The organism is Solobacterium moorei, assembly GCF_036323475.1.
In the GTDB taxonomy this organism is placed as follows: Bacteria; Bacillota_I; Bacilli_A; order Erysipelotrichales; family Erysipelotrichaceae; genus Bulleidia; species Bulleidia moorei.
Genome location: NZ_AP028934.1, coordinates 1700274 through 1723705, shown reverse-complemented (window position 1 = coordinate 1723705; position 23432 = coordinate 1700274). Strand labels below are relative to the sequence as shown.

The following is a 23432-nucleotide window of genomic DNA, read 5'->3' as shown; positions in this document are numbered from 1 at the left end:
CATGGAAGCCTTAAATATCAAAGAGATTCCGATGACGGATCAGCAGAAACAAGAAACTCAATCGCTCCAAGATGAATTACGTAAAGACCCTGTAGTTGTCGAGCTGTTTCAAAGAAACAAACTCAATGAAAGATATTTGAACACATCTCCATGGAAGATTCATGCATGGAGAAAAGGCTTTGAACCATGCCTGCACTGTACAGGCTTAAATCAATGCAAGCAGAGAGTGAAGGGTTACTATGATGACTTAGAGGATAATGGTATTCTTCAAAATGTACAAACACCATGTAAATTCCAACGGGCATATATGGAAAAGACAGCACATCTAGAGAAGTTTAGTGTAAATGATATGCCATCTAATATGTACACAGTATCTTTTGATAAAATCAACTTAATCAAAGAGATGGAAGAATACTTACTTGTTTGGGAAGCTTGTAGAAGTGCTAGTATTCATAATCAAGGACTTTATCTACATGGTACAATGGGAAGTGGGAAAACATATCTTTCCGCTTGTGCCACAAATGATCATGCTCGCAAAAACGAAACGGTAGCTTTTGTGCATTATCCAACATATTGTACAAGAGCCATCGCAACGATGAAGACTTCAGAATACAAAATCGAACTTGGTCGATTGATGCGTGCAAAGTTTCTTGTCTTAGATGATATTGGGGCAGAGAGTGTGAATGAATGGAATCGCGATCAATTATTGTTGCCGCTATTAGAGAAGCGATATACAGAAGGATTGCCAACTTGGTTTACATCCAATTGTGATATTGAATCACTCAAAGAACACTTCCGTTATGTTGGAAAAGGCAAGGATGATGAACTGAAAGCAGCCCGTATCGTGGAGAGAATTACGAGTATGGCAAAGATAAAAACGCTTACAGGAAAAGATAGGCGAAAAACATTGTAAAATGCTTTAATAATACACTTTAATGGTATAAAATAATTGAGATTTGGAGGGCCTTTACATGGTTAGAAAAATTGGCGTTTTGACATCAGGTGGTGATGCGCCGGGAATGAATTCCGCAATTCGTGCCGTAACCAGAATTGCACTCAGTAATGGAATTGAAGTTGTCGGTATTCGCGATGGATATCGAGGTCTTCTAGAAGAGAAGTTTCAAGTATTAGAACGTACAGATGTATCGGATATTTTAAACCGCGGTGGGACGACACTTGGATCGGCTCGTTTACCTGAATTTAAAGAAGAAGAGGTTCAAGATCAGTGTGTTTCAAACTTGCGTAAAGCAGGCATTGATGCACTGGTGGTCATTGGTGGTGATGGTTCCTATCGTGGAGCACTCGCACTTACAAATAAGGGAATTAATTGTATTGGATTACCTGGTACAATTGATAACGATATCTCTGGCACTGATTTCACAATCGGTTTTGATACAGCGTTACAGACTTGTGTAGAAAACGTAGATAAACTACGTGATACATCTAGTTCACATCACCGTTGTTCCATCGTCGAAGTAATGGGAAATCACTGTGGAGACCTTGCGCTATATACAGCGATTGCGTGTGGTGCAGAAATCGTCATCACACCAGAAACAGGTTATGATGAAACAGAAATTCTAGAAAAGCTACGCTATCTTGGAGATGCAGTGAAGAAGAATCACGCAATCGTTATTATCTCTGAAAAGATTTGTGACGTGGATGGTTTAGCAAAGAAGGTTTCATTACATACAAACTTCAGTGGTCGTGCAACGATTTTGGGACACATCCAGCGTGGTGGTTCCCCAACGCCAGTTGACCGTATGCTTTCAAGCAGAATGGGTGAAAAGGCTATTGATTTATTGATGGAAGGTATTGGTGGACATTGTGTTGGTATTATCGACAACGAAATTTGTTCAATGCCAATTCAAGAAGCACTAGAGAAACCACGCAAGAGTAGAAAGAAACTATATCGATTATTTGATCGTTTAGTATAAGAAGGAGATGATTGCTTTGGAAAACAAACATTTATTTAAGAAAACAAAGGTAGTATGTACGATTGGCCCAGCTTCAGAAAATGAGAAGACACTTACAGAACTTGTGGGTGCAGGTATGAACATCGCTCGTTTAAACTTCAGCCATGGATCACATGAAGAACACTTAGAAAGAATCAACTTAGTTCGTTCCGTAAGTGCAAAGACAGGTGTAAATTTAGCGATTGCGTTAGATACAAAGGGTCCTGAAATCCGTTTAGGTACTTTCAAGAACGATGTAGAAAACTACGAAATCGGTGAAATCGTTTACTTAACAAAGGCAGAGATTGAAGGAACACATGAACGTTTCCATATTCAATGCCCAGAGCTATTCGATGACTTAAAGCAAGGAAATTATATTTTAATCAACGATGGTAAGATGAAGCTTACTGTACTCGAAAACAATGGTCACGAATTAAAGTGCCGTGTTGAAGTTGCGGGTCCTATCAGTTCACGTAAGGGTTGTAACGTACCAGGTGTTAAGCTAAGTATGCCATTCTTATCTGCTAAGGATGAGGCTGATATTCGTTTCGGTTGCCGTAATGACGTTGACTTTATCTTCGCTTCCTTTACAAGAAGACCAGAAGATGTAAATGCAATTCGTGCAATTTGTGTTGAAGAAGGTAAACCACATATTAACATTATTCCTAAGATTGAAAACCAAGAGGGTTATGATAACATCGATGCAATTCTTGAAGCAGCTGATGGTGTTATGGTTGCTCGTGGTGACTTAGGCGTAGAAATCCCTACAATGTTAGTTCCTATCTATCAGAAGCATATTATTCGTCAAGCAAACATTATTGGTAAGCCAGTAATTACTGCTACACATATGTTGGATTCTATGACACACAACCCACGTTGTACACGTGCCGAAGCATCTGACGTATGCAACGCTGTATTAGATGGCTCTGATGGTGTTATGTTATCTGCTGAATCTGCTGCTGGTGACTATCCAGTAGAAGCTTGTGAAACAATGTCGGAAATCGCTGAAGAAGCAGAGAAGATTATCAACTACCGTACGAAGTTAGATTGGTTAAAGCAATCTACACGTAAGACAGTACAGGATGCAGTTTCTATTGCTATTAGTGATGCTACACTAACATTAGACAATATTGGTGCTATTGTTGTATTCACACAGGGTGGTACAACAGCTCGTCGTATTTCTAAGTTCCGTCCAAGCGTACCTGTATTAGCAGTTACATTCACAAAGGACATTCAACGTAAGCTATTGAGCTACTGGGGAGTATTACCAGTTTACTCTGAAGTACAAAACCAGTTAACAAACGATGACGAACTCGCATCAACAGTTGCTAAGAACTTTGGTGTGAAGAAGGGTCAATTAATCATCATCTCAGCAGGTTATCCAACAGGTGAAGGATCTGCGAACATGATGAAGATCGTAGAAGTTAAGTAATCATCTAGAAAAGACGGTTAAACGTCTTTTCTTTTTTTGTATGCATGCATAACGAAAAGAGTCCGATTAGGACTCTTGTGTTTTCTTGGTTGTTCTTGGGCCGCGTGCTGCGTTAGCTTTTATCTTGGCTTGAATCTCTGCAATTGCTGCTTTCTGATTCAAGATAACCGGAATAACAATCGGATTACGATTTGTCTTCTGGAAGAGAAAAGGCTCTAGGCAAGATCGGATACAGTTCTTTAATTCACCAAAGGTTGTACGCTGTTGCATCTTCTTCTTAAGGGAATCATATACAAGTAACTCTGCTTCTTTCAGAAGTGTTTGAGAATCTTTGATGTATACAAAGCCACGAGACACGATAGATGGACGGCAGAGAATCTTATTGTAGCGAGAATCGATTGTGACGATAACTGCCACAAGTCCATTTTCTGCTAAGATCTTACGGTCTTTAATAACGGATGTACTTAGACCGGAAATATCATTACCATCAACGTAGATATCATCTGTCTGTACGCGCTCATTTGCGATAAAGCACTTACCATCTCGTAATACAACGACATCCCCATTAGAACAAATCAAGCAATGATCTTCAGGAATACCTGTTTCTTGCGCTGTTGCGGAATGTTGTTTTAACATCTTGTATTCACCATGGTATGGCATAAACCATTCAGGCTTAATGAGATTCAACATTAACTTTTGTTCTTCTTGAGGAGCGTGTCCTGTTGTGTGGAAGGAAGTTAGTGGTGAGTTTGTAATAACATTAGCTCCAACACGTGTTAATTGGTTAATAACACTACCAACGGAGGTGCCGTTACCTGGAATTGGATTGGATGAGAATAGTACTGTATCACCAGGAATAATCTTGATGAAACGGTGTGTACCGTTGGCGATTCTGCTTAAGGCAGCCATTGGTTCACCCTGAGAACCTGTACATACGATACAGATACGATTTGATGGTAGGGTATTTAGCTCATTACCAGAGATGAAGCTACTATCAGGAATCTGGATAACCCCCATCTTCTTACCGATTTCGCATACATTCTCCATTGAGCGTCCAAACACCGCAACCTTACGATTACATGCGACAGCTGCTTCTAGAATCTGATTTAAACGTAATACGTTAGATGCAAAAGTAGAAACAATCATACGTCCTGGCGTCTTACGCATCTGTTCCATGATGGCACGTGCTACAGTCTTTTCAGATATAGAAGAACCTGGAACAGAGGAGTTTGTAGAATCACTCATGAGAAGAGAAACACCAACTTGTCCGATGTAAGCCATCTTCTGGAAGTCAGCGTTTGTGCCAACTGGGGTCATATCAAACTTAAAGTCACCAGTTTCAACGATACGCCCGTTTGGTGTATTAATTAGTACACCAAGTGCATCTGGAATTGAGTGAACTACATTGAAGAAACCAATTGAGAAATGCTTTGTTTTAATACTGGATTCTGAATTGATTTCCGTAATCTTACATACACGTGTTAGACGATGCTCTTCTAATTTCTTTTCGATTAACGCTTTCGCAAAACGAGGAGCGTAAATCTGTTTTAATCGAATTGTCTTTAAAAAGAATGGAATACCACCAATATGGTCTTCGTGACCATGAGTGATAACCATTGCGGCTATTTTGTTTTGGTTTTTTACCAGATAGGAATAATCTGGGATAACATAATCGACACCGAGTAAGGCATCTTCCGGAAAGAGTACACCACAGTCGACAATGATGATTTCATCATCATGTTCAACGCAGTACATATTCTTTCCGACTTCACCTAAGCCACCAAGTGCATAGACCATCGTATCTGTCTTATGATTAATCGCTAAGTCGCTTAAATCAGGTTCAGTAATACGAGTACGACGAAGTGGGCGAGTCGTTCTTTTACTGCTATTATTTTCAGTCATTATAAAAATTCCTTTCATTTATTTAATTATTGGTGAAGGTAGTAGTTTTATTCGCCTATATTATATCATTCTTCAATGAAAAAGGAAGAAGTCTCCCTATAAAACAAGGGCACCTTCAATTGGTTTGTTTGGTTCTTTTTTATTGATGTGATCATAGAATAAAATGCCATCCATATGATCTAATTCGTGTTGTAATACGATAGCGATATAACCACGTGCACGGATTTCTACATCTTGGTTTTGAACTAGGTCAAACGCTCTAATTGTTACACGTGCATTACGTACAACATAGCCTCGATGTTCATTCTCAACAGAGAGGCAACCCTCGCCACTTTCTAAATACGCAGGTTGTACGGAACGAGAAACAATTTTAGGGTTTACTAGCATAAATTCATATTTCACCATATTGCCATCTTTATCAGTTTCATCAAATGCAACGGCACACATTCTCTTCTTTATGCCAACTTGGATTGCACTGATACCAACAGCTGGTCTGAGGTTAAGCTTTGTGGCTTTTTCTTCATCAGTGGAATCTTTTACGTATTGCAACATATCACGTAATAAAGTTTCATCTTCCTTTGATAGGGGCAATGAAACAAGCTCAGATTTTTCTCGAATTAAAGGATTGGTATCTTTAATGATTGTGTCATTATTTATTAACATAATTCTTACCTCAGCATACATTTTAACATTCTAAAAGCGGAATTCAACTAACACGCATCGATGTAAGCGTTTAGCATAAAAAATTTTCTAACAGTAAACAAAAATGGCCTATGGAAATGCGATGAAATCAAGTATTTCTCTTATATGTTCCGTTGAATAATATCAAATGTCGTAAAATTCTATCCATCTTTGGCCACAGTTCTACTGCACCTTTTACTCTAAACAGATATACAAACCAATTTAAATAGGATTGTAGATTAGTCATTCTCATCCCAATGAAGCGATAGATATACCTTTTTAGCCATGAACACATATTGTTTATCAATGCCATGTTCTCTAGATATTCTTTGTCGTGTGTATTGGCTTTATAGAATTCTTCTTTCAAATCTAATTCTTTTATCAGCTTGTCATGTGCTCTTTCGCCATCATGTACTAGTGTTGATCCGGAAGCGATATGATTCTTTAGTGCTTCAAAGATACGTGAAGCAGATGGCTTTCCATGACCACAAATAACAGCGTATGTATTTTTGTGACAATCGATTGCCACAACGATACAGAGTTGGCTCTTAGATAATCCTCTCTTCTTGTCTAGGCCATTTTTGTTTACTGTTAGAAATAATTTATGAAAATTGATGATATTTGTGATGTTCGATGTGTGGATTTCGTACAGTATGTTAGAATAATACTTGTATGCAAACAAAGAAAAAGAAAACGAAAAAAGCAGAGCCAATTCAGGTAAATGCACCAGTGAAAAAGAGGAAGTTCCTGAATCTACGTATGCCAAAATCATCCGACCACTTCTTACATGCGGCGATGATTATTTTGATGTTGTTTGGCATTATTATGGTTGGTAGTGCATCCATGGGTGTTGCTGGTGGTAATAATCGTTTTCTAGTGATTACAATTGTTAAACAGGTTGTCTATGCAGTAGCGGGTTATACTGCCATGACATTTTTAGCAAATCGTTTCCAACTCAAGAAATTGAAGTCATCAACGACTTTCCTAGTGATACTCGGGACAATCGCAAGCTTGTTATTGTGCTTATTGTTTGCGGAAACCAATGGTGCTAGAGCTTGGATTCGTATTCCACTTGGTGTAACAGAAGTAACTCTACAGCCTTCGGAGTTTGCAAAGATTATCGCGATTTTGGTGGTTGCCTTGTATTTAGGTGATAATGTACATAACTACAGTAAGAGATTTGATTTGATCAAACGACCACTTTTTATTGATGGTGTGATTTTGTTTATTGTATGGATTTTACAGTCTGACTTTGGATCGATGGCAGTTATCTTTGTGATTATCTGCGTTTGTTTCTTGGTTCCAAATCATCCTCAATTAAGAAGGTATCAAAGAGTATTAACAATCTTATTCTATGGTGTAGTTCTCTTAGGATTCTATATCTTATCTCCATCGGGAGAACATCTCATCATGAAGATGACATTCCTAAAGACATATCAGATCAAACGCTTCGTATCTGCGATTAATCCATTTATGGATCAATATGGTACTGGTTATCAGTTAATTAGTGGTTTGATTTCCTTTGCGACTGGAGGATGGTTTGGTAAGGGACTCGGTAACTCTGTACGTAAGTATACAAACTTCCCTGCTGCTAGTACGGACTATATCCTTGCGATTGTAGTTGAAGAGCTTGGCTTTATAGGCTTTATTGGCTTACTTACAGTATATGGAGTTATTATCTTTGTTTTATTACGCTATGCGATGAAAATGCGCAGCGAGAAGGGACGTATCATCCTTGTTGGTACAGCGATGTATTTCTTGGTACATATATTCTTTAATATTGGTGGTGTTACAGGATTAATTCCTCTAACAGGTGTACCACTTTTGATGGTATCTGCTGGTGGCTCTTCTACGATGTCTATTATGGCTTGCGTTGGTATCTCACAAGCGGTGATTGCCTCCTATAAACGAGGTGAGATTCGATGAGAATTATCGCTGGTGAATATCGTTCACGCAAGATAGAAACACGTTCTGGCAATCAGACAAGACCTACATTAGATAAGGTTAGAGAAGCTGTTTTTTCATCCCTAGGAGGGATGTTTGATGGTGGCACAGTATTAGATTTATATGCAGGTAGCGGTGCTAATGGCTTAGAAGCACTATCTCGTGGATATAATTATGCGGTATTTGCGGATATCTCTAAAGATGCAATTCATGTCATCCGTAAAAATATAGAGTCATTACGTTGTATAGGGAAGACAAAAGTCTTACATATGCCAGATAAAAAAGCATTATCACTTTTAAAGGCAGAAGGACTATGTTTTGATTTGGTATATCTAGATCCACCATACGCAGGACAACGCAATAATGAAATTCTAGAATACTTGCAAGAGAATAAAATGCTTACGGATCATGCTGTAGTTGTGATTGAATCCGCAAAAGAAGATGAATTTAAAAAAGAGTTTGGTTCTTTAAAACCATATAAAGAAGCAATCTACGGTATTACACGTATTACCTATTATCGAAATGAGGTGGAAGGATGAAAGCTTGCTATCCAGGAACATTTGATCCAATTACTAACGGTCATTTGGATATTATTGAGCGTGCATCACGTTTATTTGATGAGGTTGTGGTATTGATTATGTTCAATCCACGTAAGACTTGTTTATTCAATAGTGAAGAAAGAAAACAGATGGTTATCGATAGCTTAAAATCTATTGGTAACCCACAGAATGTAACTGTGATGATTGGCTCTGGTCTAACAGTAGAGTTTGCCCGTAAGATTGGTGCTGCTGTCATTATTCGTGGTATTCGTGCCGTCAGTGATTATGAATATGAACTCGGACAAGCAACTGCGAATATGATGTTGGCACATGAGATTGAAACAGCATTCTTAATTGCGAAACCGCAATATTCATTCCTATCTTCCTCTGTATGTAAAGAGATTGCCCTCAATGGAGGAGATTTGTTAAATCTAGTACCTTCACAGGTAGAAGGACCTCTGAAAGAAAAGATGGCCGTAGTAGCTGAAAACTTAAAGAGTGTACAGGGGCAGATATGATACGTTGGGGAATTATTGGCGCTGGGAAAATTGCCCAGCGTTTTGTAAAGAGTCTAGCACATGAAAAAAATAGTCAGCTCTATGCTGTTAGCTGTCGTACGCTTTCGAAAGCACAACAGTTTGCGGATACATATCATGCGTTAAAAGCGTATGGATCCTATGAGGAAGTCTTACAAGATCCAAACGTAGATGCAGTATATATTACCTTGCCACATGGCTATCATTATCTGTGGTCTATTCAAGCTATCAAAGCAGGTAAGGCAGTACTGGTTGAAAAACCAGCTGGTATAAATGCATTTGAAATTGAGGGAATTATGGAAGTGTTAAAACAACATCCAGTATTATGGATGGAAGCTATGAAACCTCGCTTTACACCTCTCTATCAAAAGATACAGAAGATAATTCAAGAAGGTATACTTGGAGATATCCAAGAAATTCATACAGTACTCAACTCAAAACAATCAGATGAAGTGATTCAAAATAGTTATCTGAGTGATCCAGTCTATGGAGGAGCACTGTTAGATTGTGGTTGTTATTGTGCAACATGGATTACAGAATATACCAAAGGTAAGTTACGCATCGATCACATCAACGTAGACTTGCAGGATGAATATGACTTACATACAAAGGTACAGATGCATGTAGGGGATACGCTAGCAACTCTAGAAACCGCAATCAATCAACCAGAAAAGAAAGAAGTATTGATTAAGGGTACAAGGGGTGAAATCCGAATTCAAGATTTGCATAGACCTACAAGTGCAGAACTAAAGACTGAAGATAAAGTAGAAATCATAGACTGTCCATATGAAGTAGATGACTTCTATGGAGAGATATCCCACTTTGTAAGCTTGCTGGAAAATGGAAAACAAAGTTCTCCAATTATGCCTATCCAAAGTAGTTTAGAAACTGCTATGTTACTAGATCGTATCAAGGATGCGATGACCCCTAATCCAATCGAAATATAAGAGGTGTTAAAAATGGCAAAAATTATGTGGGAAGGAAATCAAGAGTGGGATAAAGTTTTTCTTGAAATGTTCATCCCAGCATAAAAAACTAGGAAAGTCTAGTGATATACTAAAGCTTCTATTCCATATGGAATAGTACCTATATTATTGTGCTTTGTATGTGTTTTTCGTAAGAGAAATATCAGTTCGGAATTTCTTTTAGATTTGTGCATGATACCGTTCAGTTTATTCATTGAATTTCTGTTATTATTTAACAGATAGTGTTTGATTGAAAGTAATACGAAAAGGGTCTTTCAAAGCACTCAGAATATCAAATATAGCTGTAAGAATCAATGTTTAACTTGATAAATTAGGAGTTCTAAGGATGATTATGAGTAAAAAATTGGAGAAAATGAGCTTGCATGAACTTTGGCAGTTGTTCCCGATATTTTTGGTTGAACATAATACCGCTTGGAAACAATGGTATGAAGAAGAAAGAGACATCATTCTATCGGTAGTACCAAGTGAAAGTATAATGAGGATATCCCATATTGGTAGCACCGCAATTTTAGGAATATGGGCAAAAAATATTGTAGATATATTGATTGAAGTAAATAACAAGTTAGATTTAGATGCAGTTAAGGATACTCTTGTAAATAATGGCTGGTTATGTATGAATATGACGGAAAACCGAATAACGCTCAATAAGGGATATACAGAACAAGGTTTTGCGGAAAAAGTATTTCATCTTCATATTAGAATTATGGGAGATAATGATGAACTGTTTTTTAGAGATTATCTTAACGAACATGAGGAAATAGCTAAAGAATATGAAGTATTAAAACTTTCTCTCTGGAAAGAATTTGAGCATGATCGAGATGGATACACTAACGCAAAAACAAATTTTATAAAAAATATACAAATTTGGCAAAATGTAGATATAGTGGTAGATATTAAAAAATACCAGTTTTTTTTTGATGAACTGATTTTAAATACAAATTATTATTGTTGTTTGCCTACGTTGAAAACACATGGAAGAATAATTTTAAGAAAAGACAATTGCAAGGAGAGATTTTCTAAGAATTGTCTTTTTAATGTTTACACAAGTATACCACTCATTTTCAACACTTTGCGATTGCTTATGTGTGAGACTTTTTGCAAAATTTAGCACTAAACTGTTGACAGTGCTAAGTGGTTGGTATACTATATTAGCAGACATTGAAAAAGAGTGCTAAAAGGAGGTGCTGGAGATGTTAACACCAAGACGAATAGAAATCTTCAAGGCGATTGTTGATGAGTATATTCGTACGGCGGAACCGGTTGGTTCTCGTACATTGCAAGAACAGTATGACTTACCATATTCCAGTGCGACCATCCGTAATGACATGCAGGTCTTAGAGGAAATGGGTTATTTGGAAAAGACACATACTTCCAGTGGACGTGTTCCTAGTACGTTGGGATATAAGTTCTATTGTGAGAACTTATTGAACAATGCGGCTGGCATTGATAAACGTATGGAACTTGCAATTCGTAGCGCATTTGATGTGTCGAGTATGAACATTGAGGAGGCGGTTCATCAAAGTTGTGAAATCCTAAGTGAAATGACAAATATGACAGCTGGTGCAATTGGACCAGATGCTAATACGCAATGTCTAGAACATATAAAATTGTTCCCAATTGATATGCGTAATGCGATATGCGTATTTATCACAAATACGGGTCATACGGAAACGAAGAATTTTCACTTTGAAGATGATGTGCCTTTCAAAGATTTGGAAGCTTGTACGGATATCTTAAACAAACGATTAAAGGGCGTTCCACTTGCGGAAGTACCTAGTCGTATGGAAGATATCAAACCTGATTTATGTAGCGTTGTACATCGCCACGATCTACTCTTTACAGCGTTTGTTAGAGCGTTTGTGAAGTTTGCTAGTGAGAGTGTTTACTTCTCTGGAAAAGATCGTGTATTATATCAACCTGAATTTGAAGATATCAACAAGTTAAAGCAATTGATGTTGATGTTTGATGATACGAAGGTATGGCGTGGATTAGATTCCAGCGAAAATGCGGTTGCGGTTACTACTACAAAGGGTGCACAGCTTACTTGGTATAACGATCTAGCAGTTGTACGTTCCAAGTTCCATGTCAATGATACGGAAAGTGGAGAATTGATGGTTGTTGGGCCAAGCAGAATGAATTATGAAAAAGTCGTAAATCTAATCGATTATGCGGCACGTTTGATTGAAAAGATGTATAACTCAGGAGGTGAAAGTGGCAATGAGTGAAGATATCAAAAAGACAGAAGATGAAACTGAAGAGGTAGTTGAAACTGAAGCTCCTGAAGTAGTTGAAGAAGTAGATGAAGTTGCTACACTTCAAGCGAAAATTACAGAGTTAAGTGAACAGGTAAATGTTCTCAAGAATGAATATGCAAAAGCATATGCAGATACAGAGAATACAAGAAAACGTCTACAGGCTGATTTCGACAGTCGTACAAAGTTTATGATGAAGAACTTTGCATTAGAGTTATTACCTGTATTAGATAGTTGTGAAAGAGCGCTAGCGCAAGCAACAACAGATGAAGCATATCGTAAGGGTGTCGAAATGATTTATGGACAATTACAGAATGCTTTAAGTAAAGAAGGTATTACAGAAATCGATGCATTGAACCAACCATTCGATGGCAATTGGCATCAAGCATTGATGACAGAAGCAAAAGAAGATGTTGAACCTGGAATTGTAATTGAAGTATTACAGAAGGGGTATCGTATAAAGGATCGTCTGCTAAGAGCAGCGATGGTCAAAGTAAGTGAATAACTAGGAGGAAGATAAACATGAGCAAGATTATTGGTATTGACTTAGGAACAACAAATAGCTGCGTATCCGTTATGGAAGGTGGCGAAGCAAAAGTAATCGCAAATCCAGAAGGAAATCGTACAACACCATCCGTAGTAGCATTTAAGAATGGTGAACGTATTGTCGGTGATGCCGCAAAGCGTCAATTAATTACAAATAAAGATACAGTATATTCCATTAAGCGTTTAATGGGTACAAATCAAAAAGTAACATTAGAAGGCAAGGAATATACACCGCAGGAAATTTCTGCAATGATTCTTACATATTTAAAGAGTTATGCAGAAGCTTACTTAGGTGAGAAGGTAGAAAAGGCTGTTATTACAGTACCTGCATACTTCAACGATGCACAGCGTCAAGCAACAAAGGATGCTGGTAAGATTGCTGGTTTGGATGTAGTACGTATTATTAACGAGCCAACTGCTTCCGCACTTGCGTTTGGTTCAGACAAAGAAACATCTAAGGAACAAAAGATTTTAGTATATGACTTGGGTGGTGGTACATTCGACGTATCTATCTTGGATATTGCGGATGGTACATTTGAAGTATTATCTACAAATGGTGATACAAAACTTGGTGGTGATGACTTCGATGAAGCTATCATAAACTGGTTAGCAGATAACTTCAAACGTGAAAATAACATTGATCTAAGACAAGATAAGATGGCTTTACAGAGATTAAAGGAAGCTGCAGAAAAGGCTAAGAAGGACTTATCTGGAATGGTACAGACACAGATTTCCTTACCATTTATCTCCGCTGGTCCTGCAGGTCCATTACACTTAGAAGCTACATTAACACGCGCACAGTTTAATGAAATGACAAAGGGACTTGTTGAAAGAACATTGATTCCAGTACGTCAAGCATTAAAGGATGCAGGTATTACAGCAAATGATCTTCATCAGGTATTACTTGTAGGTGGTTCTACACGTATTCCAGCTGTTCAAGAAGCAATTAAGAATGAATTAGGTAAGGAACCAAACAAGTCCGTTAACCCAGATGAATGCGTATCTTTAGGTGCTGCTATTCAGGGTGGTGTTATCGCTGGTGATGTTAAGGATGTATTATTACTTGACGTTACTCCACTTTCATTAGGTATTGAAACAATGGGTGGTGTTATGACAGTTCTTATCCCACGTAACACAACAATCCCAACAAGTAAGTCACAGATCTTCTCAACAGCTGCAGATAACCAGCCAGCTGTAGATATCCATGTATTACAGGGTGAAAGACCAATGGCACAGGATAACAAGACACTTGGTAACTTCCAGTTAGATGGTATTGCCCCAGCAAGACGTGGTGTTCCACAGATCGAAGTAACATTCGATATCGATGTAAACGGTATTGTACACGTTACTGCAGTTGATAAGGCAACAAATAAGAAGCAGTCTATTACGATTACAAACTCTTCTGGTTTAAGCGAGGATGAAATTGACCGTATGGTTAAGGAAGCTGAAGCTCACAAGGCAGAAGATGACAAGCGTAAAGAAGAAATCGAGACAAAGAATCGTGCAGAAGCTTTCATTCATCAGATTGATGAAACATTGCAGAATGAAAATGCAAATGTAACTGAAGAGCAGAAGGCTGAAGTGAAGAAGTTACGTGATGAATTACAAGAAGCTATCGATAAAAATGATACAGAAAGCTTAAAGACTAAGTTAGATGCTCTTGAAAAGGCAGCGAATGACATGGCTCAGGCAATGTATCAAAGCCAAGCAGGTCAGCAGGCTACTGGTGATACTGCAGGTAATTCAACAAGCGCAAACGACGATGTTGTTGACGCAGACTTCCAAGAAAAGAAGTAAAGTTTGAAAGGAATGCGGGGCTTGTTTCCGCATTCTTTTAAGAGAAGAAAGGGCTAAAAGATATGGCTGAAAAAAGAGATTATTATGAGGTGTTAGGAATATCCAAAGGAGCAAGCGATGCGGAAATTAAAAAAGCCTATCGTTCGTTAGCCAAAAAATACCACCCAGATGTAAATAAAGAGGCAGGTGCAGAAGCCAAGTTTAAAGAAATCAATGAAGCTTACGAAGTATTAAGTGATCCACAAAAGCGTCAGACTTATGATCAGTTTGGCTTTGCAGGAATGAACGGTTCTCAAGCAGGTGGAGGCTTCGGTGGTTTTGGCGGTGGTTTTAACGCTGGTGGATTTGATGATCTCAACGATATCTTCTCCTCATTCTTCGGTGGAGGTATGGGTGGATTCAGCACTGGTTCACGTCGTTCCAGTAATGGACCACGCAAGGGTGAAGACCGCTACATGCGCATGAATATCTCATTTATGGACGCATGTTTTGGCAAGACTGAGACTATCTCTTTAACAGTTGAAGAACAATGTGACAAATGTCATGGTACAGGTGCAGCTTCTCCAAGTGATATAGAAACCTGTCCAACCTGCCATGGTGCTGGTAGCGTTATTACACAGCAACGCACGGCATTTGGTGTATTTCAATCTCAAGGTATATGTCCAGACTGTCGTGGTACAGGTAAGAAGATTCGTAAAGCATGTCCAAAATGTGGTGGTACAGGTTATGAAAAGAAGCGTATTAGCGTAGATGTAAAGATTCCTGCAGGTATCCAAACAGGACAGCAGTTACGTGTATCCGGCAAGGGTGAACGTGGCTACAATGGTGGTCCAAATGGTGACTTATACCTAGAAATCAATGTATTACCACATGAAAGTTTTGAGCGTGATGGCAAAGATATCTACCTTGATATTCCAATCAGTGCAGTTGATGCGACTTTGGGTGTTAGTGTAGATGTTCCTACAATCCATGGTGATGTTACTATGAAGATTCCAGCTGGAACCCAAGATGGCACAAGAATGCGTCTAAAGGGTAAAGGTACTGCAGATCTTCATGGTGGAAGAGACGGTGACCAAATCGTTACGGTACGTGTTACTGTAGAAAGATCACTTTCACGTAAAGAACGTGAACTATACGAGCAGTTACAAGAGTTGCAAAATTCCAGCAAAGGTGAAACAGCCTGGGAAAAGTTCAAGAAGAAATTCATTTAATTAACAGGCATCACCTATCTAAGGAGGTGTTACGATGAACATTGAGCAGATGACAGAAATCCTGCAAAATATCATCATGCAGGCAGTACAGCTTGCACAAGAAAAACAAAGTCCTGATATTAAGCCTGAACATATCCTCTATGCAATGGTAAATGACGATAGTCTAGAGGGTATCTGGCAAAGGCTACATATCAGTCAAGAAGAATTAAGAAGCTTCATCGAACAAGCACTAACAAGAATTCCAGCAGTGAGTGGATCTACACAACCACAGCTATCTAGTGATGTTATGCAAGCATATAACCATGCATTAAAACGTATGCAGAAACAAAACGATAGCTACATGAGTACTGTTACATTCTTACTTGGCTTGTTTGATACAAAAGCTACAATTATTGAGCAAATCAAACAACAGTTTCATATTACAACACGTGATATTGAAAAAGCAGAAGAAGAAAGAAGAGGTGGAATGACGATGGATGAAAAGACCAATGAAAGCCAACTCGATGCATTAAGCAAATATGGACATGATTTAGTCAAAGAAGTAAAAGATGGAAAAATTGATCCGGTTATCGGAAGAGATGAAGAGATTCGTAGAGTCATTGAAATCCTCTCTCGTAAGACAAAAAATAATCCGGTCCTCATTGGAGAACCTGGTGTTGGTAAGACCGCAATCGTAGAAGGTCTTGCTTGGCGTATCATGCAAGGCGATGTACCACTTGGACTCAAAGATAAGAAGTTAATTGAACTTGATATGGGTGCACTAATTGCTGGTGCGAAATATCGTGGTGAATTTGAAGAGCGCTTAAAGGGTGTACTCAAACAGGTACAACAGGCAGATGGTGGCATTATCTTATTCATCGATGAGATTCATAATCTTGTTGGTGCAGGTAAGACAGAAGGCTCCATGGATGCCGCAAACCTATTAAAGCCAATGCTAGCTAGAGGTGAACTCAAGTGTATTGGTGCGACTACATTCGATGAGTATCGTAAATACATCGAAAAGGATAGAGCTTTAGAGCGTCGTTTCCAAAAGATTATGGTACAGGAACCATCTGTTGAAGATACAATCAGTATCTTACGTGGACTCAAAGATCGTTTTGAATCACACCATGGTGTTCGTATCAAAGATGAAGCCATCATCGCAGCTGCAACACTATCCAATCGTTACATCACAGATCGTTTCTTACCAGATAAAGCAATCGATTTAATTGATGAAGCTTGTGCAACGATTCGTGTTGAAATGGATTCCATGCCTGCAGAGTTAGATGAACTCTCTAGACGTATTATGACTTTGCAGATTGAGGAAACATCCCTCAAGGAAGAAACAGATCCTAAGGCAAAAGATCGTCTAGAAGAAATCCGTAAGGAACTAGCAGATCTTAAGGAAGAACAGTCCGCAAAACTCTCTAAGTGGCAAGCTGAAAAGAATGAAGCAGATGCGATCAAGAACTATAAAGAAGAACTTGAAAAGGCTAAGCTTGCTTTAACACAAGCAGAAAACGCAGCCAACTATGAAACAGCTGCGAAGCTCAAATACGAAACGATTCCAAATCTTGAAAAGAAGATTAGCGAAGCAGATGTCGAAAAGTCAGATGCGATGGTACATCAGATTGTTGATGAAGATATGATTGCGAAAATCGTATCACAATGGACACATATTGAAGTATCGCGTTTGATGAGTACAGAAAGACAAAAGATTCTACATCTTCCAGAAGCACTCGCAAAACGTGTCATGGGACAGCCAGAAGCCTTACGCCTTGTATCAGATGCGATCATGCGTTCTAAAGCAAATATTCAAGATGAAAATCGTCCGTTAGGTTCCTTTATGTTCCTAGGCCCAACAGGTGTTGGTAAGACAGAAGTTGCCAAGGCATTAGCACAACAGTTATTCGACGATGAATCCAAGATTGTACGTATTGATATGTCTGAATACATGGAGAAGTTCTCCGTATCTAGACTCGTTGGTGCGCCTCCAGGATATGTTGGATATGAAGAGGGTGGACAGTTAACGGAAGCAGTACGTCGTTCACCATACTCAATTGTGCTATTAGACGAAATCGAAAAAGCACATCCAGATGTATTCAATATCCTATTACAGATCTTGGATGATGGACGTATTACAGACTCTAAGGGTGTAACGGTAGACTTCAAGAATACGATTATCATCATGACAAGTAACCTAGGTAGTCAATACGCCTTCGATGATGACCCAGAACATCGTGAAGAGCACTACATGAGTGAAGTACATAAGTTCTTTAAACCAGAGTTTATCAACCGTGTTGATGAAATCATCGTCTTTAATGCATTGGGTAATGATGTATTAGCGCAGATTGCTGAGAAGTTCTTAGCACAGCTACGCAATCGTTTGAAAGACCGTGATATTAATCTTACTGTCAGTGATAGTGCAATGAAGCGTATCATCGCTTGTGGTGTCGATCCGCTTTACGGTGCTAGACCAATGAAACGTCATATTCAACGTGAAATTGAGACGGCAGTTGCGAAGGTGATTCTAGAAAACCCAGATATTAGTGGTAAGACAATTTACGTCGACGCAAACGATGAGCAGTATATTGTTACTGTGAAATAACTAGATAGTTTAATAGTTTAGTTTGCTGAAAAATATAAGGATTTTAAAAAATTGAAGATTTCATCCAAACCTTTTGGATGAAATGAAAGGGAACTCTTGTGAGGTGACCCCTAAAAGTTAGACTTTTTACGAGATGACTTTGGTCATCTCTTTTTTTATGAAGCTAGAAGATGTTGTCTGTATTGAACAGGACTCATCCATCCTAACTTTTCTTTTATTCGTTGCTCATTGTAATAATTTATAAATCTTTCTATTTTTAACTTCAGTTCATCGAAACTATAGTACATGACTCCATAGTATATTTCTTGTTTAATCAGTCCAAAGAAATTTTCCATAACTGAGTTATCAAGGCAGTTTCCTTTTCGAGACATACTCTGGAAGATTCTTTCTTCTTTTAATCTACGTGTATAAGCGTTCATCTGATATGCCCATCCTTGATCAGAATGAAATGTTCTTCTATATGGGCAGTCTGTAGTGATTGTAATAGCTTTCTCCAAGGCATTCATCACGTTTTCTGCAGAAGGTCTCTTACCAATTTCGTAACTAAGTATCTCACCACTACACATATCCATAAATGGATCTAGATAAAGCTTATGTATTGTCATATGACCCTTTTTATCGACTTCATAATACTTGAATTCAGTTGTATCAGTTGTTATTTTCTGATGCGGTATATGTGTCTTGAAGCGTCTGTGAATTCTATTAGGCGCAACTCTTCCAACTGTTCCTCTATAAGAACTGTATTTTCTGCTTTTGCGAGTATAAGACGTTACCTGTAAGTGAAGCTTTTGTATGATTCTCTGTACTTTCTTTTTATTAATGGTATATCCATTGTTGCGAAGTTCTCCAACGATTCTACGGTAGCCATAATCCTTATTATTTATACGAATTTCTTGTATGTTTTCTTCAAGCTTTTTATCAGGATTTTCTCTATCAAATCTCTTTTGCCAATACATATATGTCGCTTTTGGCATTCCGGTATAAGAGAGAAGGTCTTTTAGTTTGAACTTTTGTCGGAGACTGTTGATGACGAGTGCCATTCTCTCATTTTTTCCTCGTCCTCTAAACGCAGCCTCCTCAGTTCTTTTAAAAATGCATTCTCTATTCTTAACCGAAGAAGTTCATCTTCTAATTTCTTTATATGTTCTACACTTGTATTAACAGAAGCTTCTTCCATGAGTTTGTTTTGAGTCTTTCTATCTGTCTTATCCATAGCTTTCCCTCGACCCTTTCGGCGTGATTTTAACGCATCAGGACCTGCTATACGAAAGCGATTAACCCAGTTGCCAATCGTAGCTGGGTTCTTAATGCCATTCTGTATAGCTAACTCTTGATATGTGATTTCACTTGTTAAATACAACTCTACAATAGAAAGTTTCATTTCGAAAGAATAAACTTCATTTTCTCGTGAGCGCAATAAACCATCATTTCCAAATGCTTTATAGTTTTTCACCCATTTGTGTAGCTGGGATTTAGAGCCTAATCCATATTTTTTAGAAAGATATAGAATTCCTCCTTTACCATTCAAATATTCTAAAACTATTTTTTTCTTGAATTCAAAACTGTGTTTTGTCATAAAAATACCGACCTCCATTCGTTAGATTCTTGGCCTAACTTTTGGGGGTCGGTACAAAATTGGGTTCACTTCATTATACCCCATTTTATGAATAGTCTAAAATGTACTACTGTGCATTCTTAAGTACATTTAATACATTTTCTGTCTCATAGATTGCTTCATCAACCTGCTTACTAGCTGAAGTGATTTTAGATTGGACAAAAAGGTCTGAAATAAAGTTATCAAGGAAGTAGTCAGTAAGCTTAACGAAGGTATCGATTTCAATATCAACCTTAATGTAATTATCTACGTCCTGTAATTCGCGAGATAAATTCTCTAAGGCAACCTTTGCGTATTGGATTTCATCTTGCGCATTGTCGATATGATTATGCTTGATCATAGAGGTGATAAAACCTCCTGCAAAGATGTCAAATATACCCCAGTTACTTGCCTTTTTGAGATATTTCTTAGCTTGATATAGATGCTGTAGTGCATCTTCGGCTGCGAAGATGGCTTCTGTAATATCGTTTTCTAATGTATTCATAATTTTGGTTTACTCCTGTTTATAAGAAAGAGAAATAGTTCCTATAGTAGATTCTTGCGAATCCAGTTTGCACAACCTTCTTGGAGATAGTGGTCCGCATGGTCAGTCGCAATTTCTTTTAGACAATTCATCGCATTGCCCATCGCAACCTTTACACCAGCAATCTCTAACATGGCTAAATCATTTTCGCCATCTCCAATTGCACATACCTGCTCAGGTAAGATGTTCTCGCGCTCCATAATCATACGAAGACCATTACCTTTATCAATCCCATGTGGTTGAACTTCTAACCAGTTTGGATTAACAAAGAATGCAGAGTACTTATCAAGAGGAATCTCTTTGGCTAGTTTCTTGAGTGTGCCTGTAGTACCTGAAAAACATATTTTGATAATATATTTGTTTTCGAGATTTTCAAGATTGAAATCAATCTCGGCATGATGGAAACGGTGATATTGTATGAAATCTCGTACTTGTGAGCATAGGCGAAACAGCGTTAGTGCAATATAGTTTTTCTTTGAACCAGTTGTTAGAAAATCTTTATCTGTCGATGCCATTAAGATGACAGGATATTTTTCCGCAAGCGGTAGTAAGTTATGGATTTCTTCTTTTGTTAAAATGGGAAGGGTGATATGTTCCTTCTCTTTTACAAAGTAGATATCTTGACCGTTATTGGAAACAATATAGTCATAGATATCCTTTTGAAATCCATTGAGGATACGTTCGTAATGACGACCAGTACAGATTGCGACATGTGTTCCTTTCGCCCGTAACATACGTAATGTTTCTGCAGCGTATTGCGTTAAGTGTGCAGGCCGAGCAAATAAAGTTCCATCTAAATCTGTCGCAAAGAGTTTAATATCTTTTTTTACCATAGATGTATTTTAGTTTGTTCAAAGAAGAATGGCAAGCAATCCTCTATAAATGCAAAAATCAAAAAGAATTCGAAGATGTGCTTATTCATATTTGCTATGGTATAATGAAACTTGTTATAAGTATGTGAGGAAATGAAAATGAATCAGCCATTATTCTACGGAAACTTATTAGTTACATTAGCATTCGGCGCATTTGCAGGTTTGATGTTTTATCGTTTAGCCAATACAAAGGGAAAGATTAAGTATGCTGGAAGACAATGGGATGCGACTAAAATCACTCTCATCGTAATTGTAGGTTTAACTTTAGTTTCTTTGATTGGTAATACAATTACTGTTTTTGATATCTTACGTGTTATCGTAATCATTGTTGCGATTGTTGCGTATTGGTTAGCTAAAGATGGTATTGGAGAAGAGGGTTACGTAACCAATGGTAAATTCCATGCATGGAAGGAACTCAGTGGTTATGATTATAAGGATGATAAGAAGTTCTTTAATCTATATCTAACTTCATCTTCCAAGAAAGAAAGCACAAATGTAGAACTTGTTGAGTACGAGTTCGAACAAAAAGCAGATGTATTGGCCTTTATGAAAGAAAAAGTTGGTAATAAATATAAGCGGATGAAGAAGTGATTGTAATCAAGCAATCACTTTTTTTGACAAACAGAAAAAGTAGGTTATAATATATATAGTCAAAATGACTATAAGGAGAAGCCATGGAAGAAAGAAATGAACGTGGTGAAACACTGAAGGAATTCCTTGCTCGGTATGATGAGACACAGTATCGAAGGCCAAGTAATACTGTTGATATGATTTTACTAACAGTATTAAAGGGGAAGTTAAAGGTATTACTAGTCAAGCGGAAGGATCACCCATTTATTCATGATTGGGCAATGCCTGGTGGTTTTGTGAATTTTGATGAAGATCTAGACGCCGCAATGAAACGAGAATTAGAAGAGGAAACCAATCTTTTTGATTCTACTTACTTTAGACAACTATATACATTTGGAAATGCGGATCGTGATCCACGCACACGTGTGATTACAACTGTTTATTTGTCTATGACACCAGCTGAAAACATTAGGATGACATCTGCTGGTGATGATGCGATGGATACGGGTTGGTTCACCATCCAAAAGATAACAACGACAACGGATGGTTACGAACGTAAGAGTGTATTAATGTTAGATGAAGAAGAAAAAGACATTCATCTACGGTATGAAATCTATGATACAGCGCATGATAACTACGTACAGACAAAATCGAAGCTATTACTAGAAAGCTCGAATGCAAAACTAGCAGCTGATCACATCAAGGCGATTAATATGGCAATTGATGTTGTGCGTAATCGTGCAGCTTCTACAGGAATTATGTTTAACTTGTTGCCGAAAGAATGTACACTACGTGAGATTCAAGAGGTTTATGAGGCTATCGTCAATCACCCAGTTGATACAGGTAATTTTCGGCGTGATATTAAAAAGATGTTAGTAGCTACAGGGAATACAACGATTGTAAATGGCAGAAAGGTTGCTACCTATAGCTTTAATCCATTACTACCATTTGTAAAGGAGACGTTATAATGAAAGCACTTATCGCAATTGATATTCAAAATGATTTTGTATCAGGTTCACTTGGTACAAAAGAGGCAGAGATAGCACTATCAAGGATGGTTGAAGAAATCAACTCACCAAAATATGATATTGTCTTTGCAACACAAGATACACATGATACAAATTATCTCAATACCTTGGAAGGTAAATACTTACCGGTTGTACACTGTATTAAAGATACAGAGGGTTGGAGATTTCCAAAGAGTATCGAAGAAGCACTTCACAAACGTAATGCTAAAATATTTGAGAAGGATACCTTTGGATCGCTAAAACTAGCAGTTGAACTACAGAAGCTAGCACCGGAAGAAATTGTACTAATCGGTATCTGTACAGATATCTGTGTTGTGACAAATGCATTACTATTACGAACACATTTACCAAACACAAAGATAACTGTAGTATCGCAAGCATGCGCTGCAACAACGATAGACAAACAAAAGGAAGCACTCGATGTAATGACTTCCTGTCAGATTGAAATAGAAAAATGAG

Annotated in this window: 23 protein-coding genes; 16 read left to right on the top strand and 7 right to left on the bottom strand. The window is 37.9% G+C overall.

Annotated elements, in window-relative coordinates; translation table 11 throughout:
- Position 1: 1 nt before the first annotated feature.
- From RGT18_RS08605 to pyk, 3 genes are read left to right on the top strand one after another with little or no spacing between them, the layout of a single operon-like run.
- A complete protein-coding gene (locus RGT18_RS08605; protein WP_051240944.1) occupies positions 2-913 on the top strand; it encodes an ATP-binding protein in 912 nt (303 codons plus the stop codon).
- A 58-nt stretch (positions 914-971) separates the two neighbouring features.
- Positions 972-1934, top strand: a complete 963-nt coding sequence (pfkA, locus tag RGT18_RS08600; RefSeq protein WP_006525584.1) for a 6-phosphofructokinase — start codon at positions 972-974, stop codon at positions 1932-1934.
- A 7-nt stretch (positions 1935-1941) separates the two neighbouring features.
- Entirely contained in the window at positions 1942-3384 is a 1443-nt protein-coding gene (pyk, locus tag RGT18_RS08595; RefSeq protein WP_006525583.1) for a pyruvate kinase, read from the top strand.
- A 66-nt stretch (positions 3385-3450) separates the two neighbouring features.
- Here pyk and rnjA read toward each other — a convergent pair whose 3' ends face one another.
- The 3 genes from rnjA to RGT18_RS08580 form a co-directional block, all read right to left on the bottom strand.
- Positions 3451-5286, bottom strand: a complete 1836-nt coding sequence (rnjA, locus tag RGT18_RS08590; RefSeq protein ID WP_281169054.1) for a ribonuclease J1 — start codon at positions 5284-5286, stop codon at positions 3451-3453.
- 96 nt (positions 5287-5382) lie between these two features.
- Positions 5383-5949: a peptide deformylase gene (gene def, locus RGT18_RS08585; protein ID WP_028077954.1), complete on the bottom strand. Its 567-nt coding sequence runs from the start codon at positions 5947-5949 to the stop codon at positions 5383-5385.
- A 127-nt stretch (positions 5950-6076) separates the two neighbouring features.
- Positions 6077-6649: a transposase gene (locus tag RGT18_RS08580; protein WP_338175910.1), complete on the bottom strand. Its 573-nt coding sequence runs from the start codon at positions 6647-6649 to the stop codon at positions 6077-6079.
- Here RGT18_RS08580 and RGT18_RS08575 point away from each other — a divergent pair.
- The 10 genes from RGT18_RS08575 (at position 6640) to RGT18_RS08530 (ending at position 18365) form a co-directional block, all read left to right on the top strand.
- Complete coding sequence (locus tag RGT18_RS08575; protein ID WP_028078457.1) at positions 6640-7893, top strand: FtsW/RodA/SpoVE family cell cycle protein; 1254 nt, start codon at positions 6640-6642, stop codon at positions 7891-7893. The two genes, RGT18_RS08580 and RGT18_RS08575, sit on opposite strands and share 10 nt — an antisense overlap.
- Positions 7890-8450, top strand: coding sequence for a 16S rRNA (guanine(966)-N(2))-methyltransferase RsmD (gene rsmD, locus RGT18_RS08570; protein WP_028078456.1), 561 nt, complete (start codon positions 7890-7892; stop codon positions 8448-8450). The genes RGT18_RS08575 and rsmD overlap by 4 nt, the downstream gene beginning before the upstream one ends.
- Complete coding sequence (gene coaD, locus RGT18_RS08565; RefSeq protein ID WP_006525578.1) at positions 8447-8968, top strand: pantetheine-phosphate adenylyltransferase; 522 nt, start codon at positions 8447-8449, stop codon at positions 8966-8968. Before rsmD ends, coaD begins: the two co-directional genes overlap by 4 nt.
- Positions 8965-9933, top strand: a complete 969-nt coding sequence (locus tag RGT18_RS08560; protein WP_028078455.1) for a Gfo/Idh/MocA family protein — start codon at positions 8965-8967, stop codon at positions 9931-9933. The genes coaD and RGT18_RS08560 overlap by 4 nt, the downstream gene beginning before the upstream one ends.
- Positions 9934-10303: 370 nt before the next feature.
- Positions 10304-11080, top strand: coding sequence for a GrpB family protein (locus tag RGT18_RS08555; protein ID WP_211220319.1), 777 nt, complete (start codon positions 10304-10306; stop codon positions 11078-11080).
- 82 nt (positions 11081-11162) lie between these two features.
- Positions 11163-12197 carry a heat-inducible transcriptional repressor HrcA gene (gene hrcA / locus RGT18_RS08550; RefSeq protein ID WP_028078454.1) on the top strand — a complete coding sequence of 345 codons (1035 nt, stop codon included), beginning with the start codon at positions 11163-11165 and terminating at the stop codon, positions 12195-12197.
- Entirely contained in the window at positions 12190-12729 is a 540-nt protein-coding gene (grpE, locus tag RGT18_RS08545; protein ID WP_006525573.1) for a nucleotide exchange factor GrpE, read from the top strand. The genes hrcA and grpE overlap by 8 nt, the downstream gene beginning before the upstream one ends.
- A 17-nt stretch (positions 12730-12746) precedes the next feature.
- Positions 12747-14567 (top strand): molecular chaperone DnaK, encoded by a 1821-nt coding sequence (gene dnaK / locus RGT18_RS08540; RefSeq protein WP_028078452.1) that lies wholly within the window; start codon positions 12747-12749, stop codon positions 14565-14567.
- Between the two features lie 62 nt (positions 14568-14629).
- Positions 14630-15778 (top strand): molecular chaperone DnaJ, encoded by a 1149-nt coding sequence (dnaJ, locus tag RGT18_RS08535; protein ID WP_028078451.1) that lies wholly within the window; start codon positions 14630-14632, stop codon positions 15776-15778.
- A 34-nt stretch (positions 15779-15812) separates the two neighbouring features.
- Positions 15813-18365 (top strand): ATP-dependent Clp protease ATP-binding subunit, encoded by a 2553-nt coding sequence (locus RGT18_RS08530; protein ID WP_028078450.1) that lies wholly within the window; start codon positions 15813-15815, stop codon positions 18363-18365.
- Between the two features lie 155 nt (positions 18366-18520).
- On the opposite strand, the gene RGT18_RS13120 is transcribed toward RGT18_RS08530, so the two are convergent.
- The 4 genes from RGT18_RS13120 to RGT18_RS08515 form a co-directional block, all read right to left on the bottom strand.
- On the bottom strand, positions 18521-19405 hold the full coding sequence (locus tag RGT18_RS13120; protein ID WP_420917765.1) for an IS3 family transposase: 885 nt from the start codon (positions 19403-19405) through the stop codon (positions 18521-18523).
- Positions 19363-19941: a helix-turn-helix domain-containing protein gene (locus RGT18_RS13115; RefSeq protein ID WP_420917770.1), complete on the bottom strand. Its 579-nt coding sequence runs from the start codon at positions 19939-19941 to the stop codon at positions 19363-19365. The genes RGT18_RS13120 and RGT18_RS13115 overlap by 43 nt, the downstream gene beginning before the upstream one ends.
- A gap of 106 nt (positions 19942-20047) precedes the next feature.
- A complete protein-coding gene (locus RGT18_RS08520; RefSeq protein ID WP_037403993.1) occupies positions 20048-20464 on the bottom strand; it encodes a hypothetical protein in 417 nt (138 codons plus the stop codon).
- A gap of 41 nt (positions 20465-20505) precedes the next feature.
- A complete protein-coding gene (locus tag RGT18_RS08515; RefSeq protein WP_028078291.1) occupies positions 20506-21336 on the bottom strand; it encodes a Cof-type HAD-IIB family hydrolase in 831 nt (276 codons plus the stop codon).
- A 138-nt stretch (positions 21337-21474) separates the two neighbouring features.
- Between RGT18_RS08515 and RGT18_RS08510 the strand changes: the two genes are divergently transcribed.
- The 3 genes from RGT18_RS08510 to RGT18_RS08500 all read left to right on the top strand — a co-directional run bounded on the left by RGT18_RS08510 (position 21475) and on the right by RGT18_RS08500 (position 23431).
- Complete coding sequence (locus tag RGT18_RS08510; protein WP_028078290.1) at positions 21475-21966, top strand: DUF5673 domain-containing protein; 492 nt, start codon at positions 21475-21477, stop codon at positions 21964-21966.
- Positions 21967-22049: 83 nt separating this feature from the next.
- Positions 22050-22913, top strand: a complete 864-nt coding sequence (locus tag RGT18_RS08505) for an NUDIX hydrolase (RefSeq protein ID WP_028078289.1) — start codon at positions 22050-22052, stop codon at positions 22911-22913.
- Complete coding sequence (locus tag RGT18_RS08500; protein ID WP_006525563.1) at positions 22913-23431, top strand: cysteine hydrolase family protein; 519 nt, start codon at positions 22913-22915, stop codon at positions 23429-23431. The genes RGT18_RS08505 and RGT18_RS08500 overlap by 1 nt, the downstream gene beginning before the upstream one ends.
- Position 23432 lies beyond the last annotated feature (1 nt).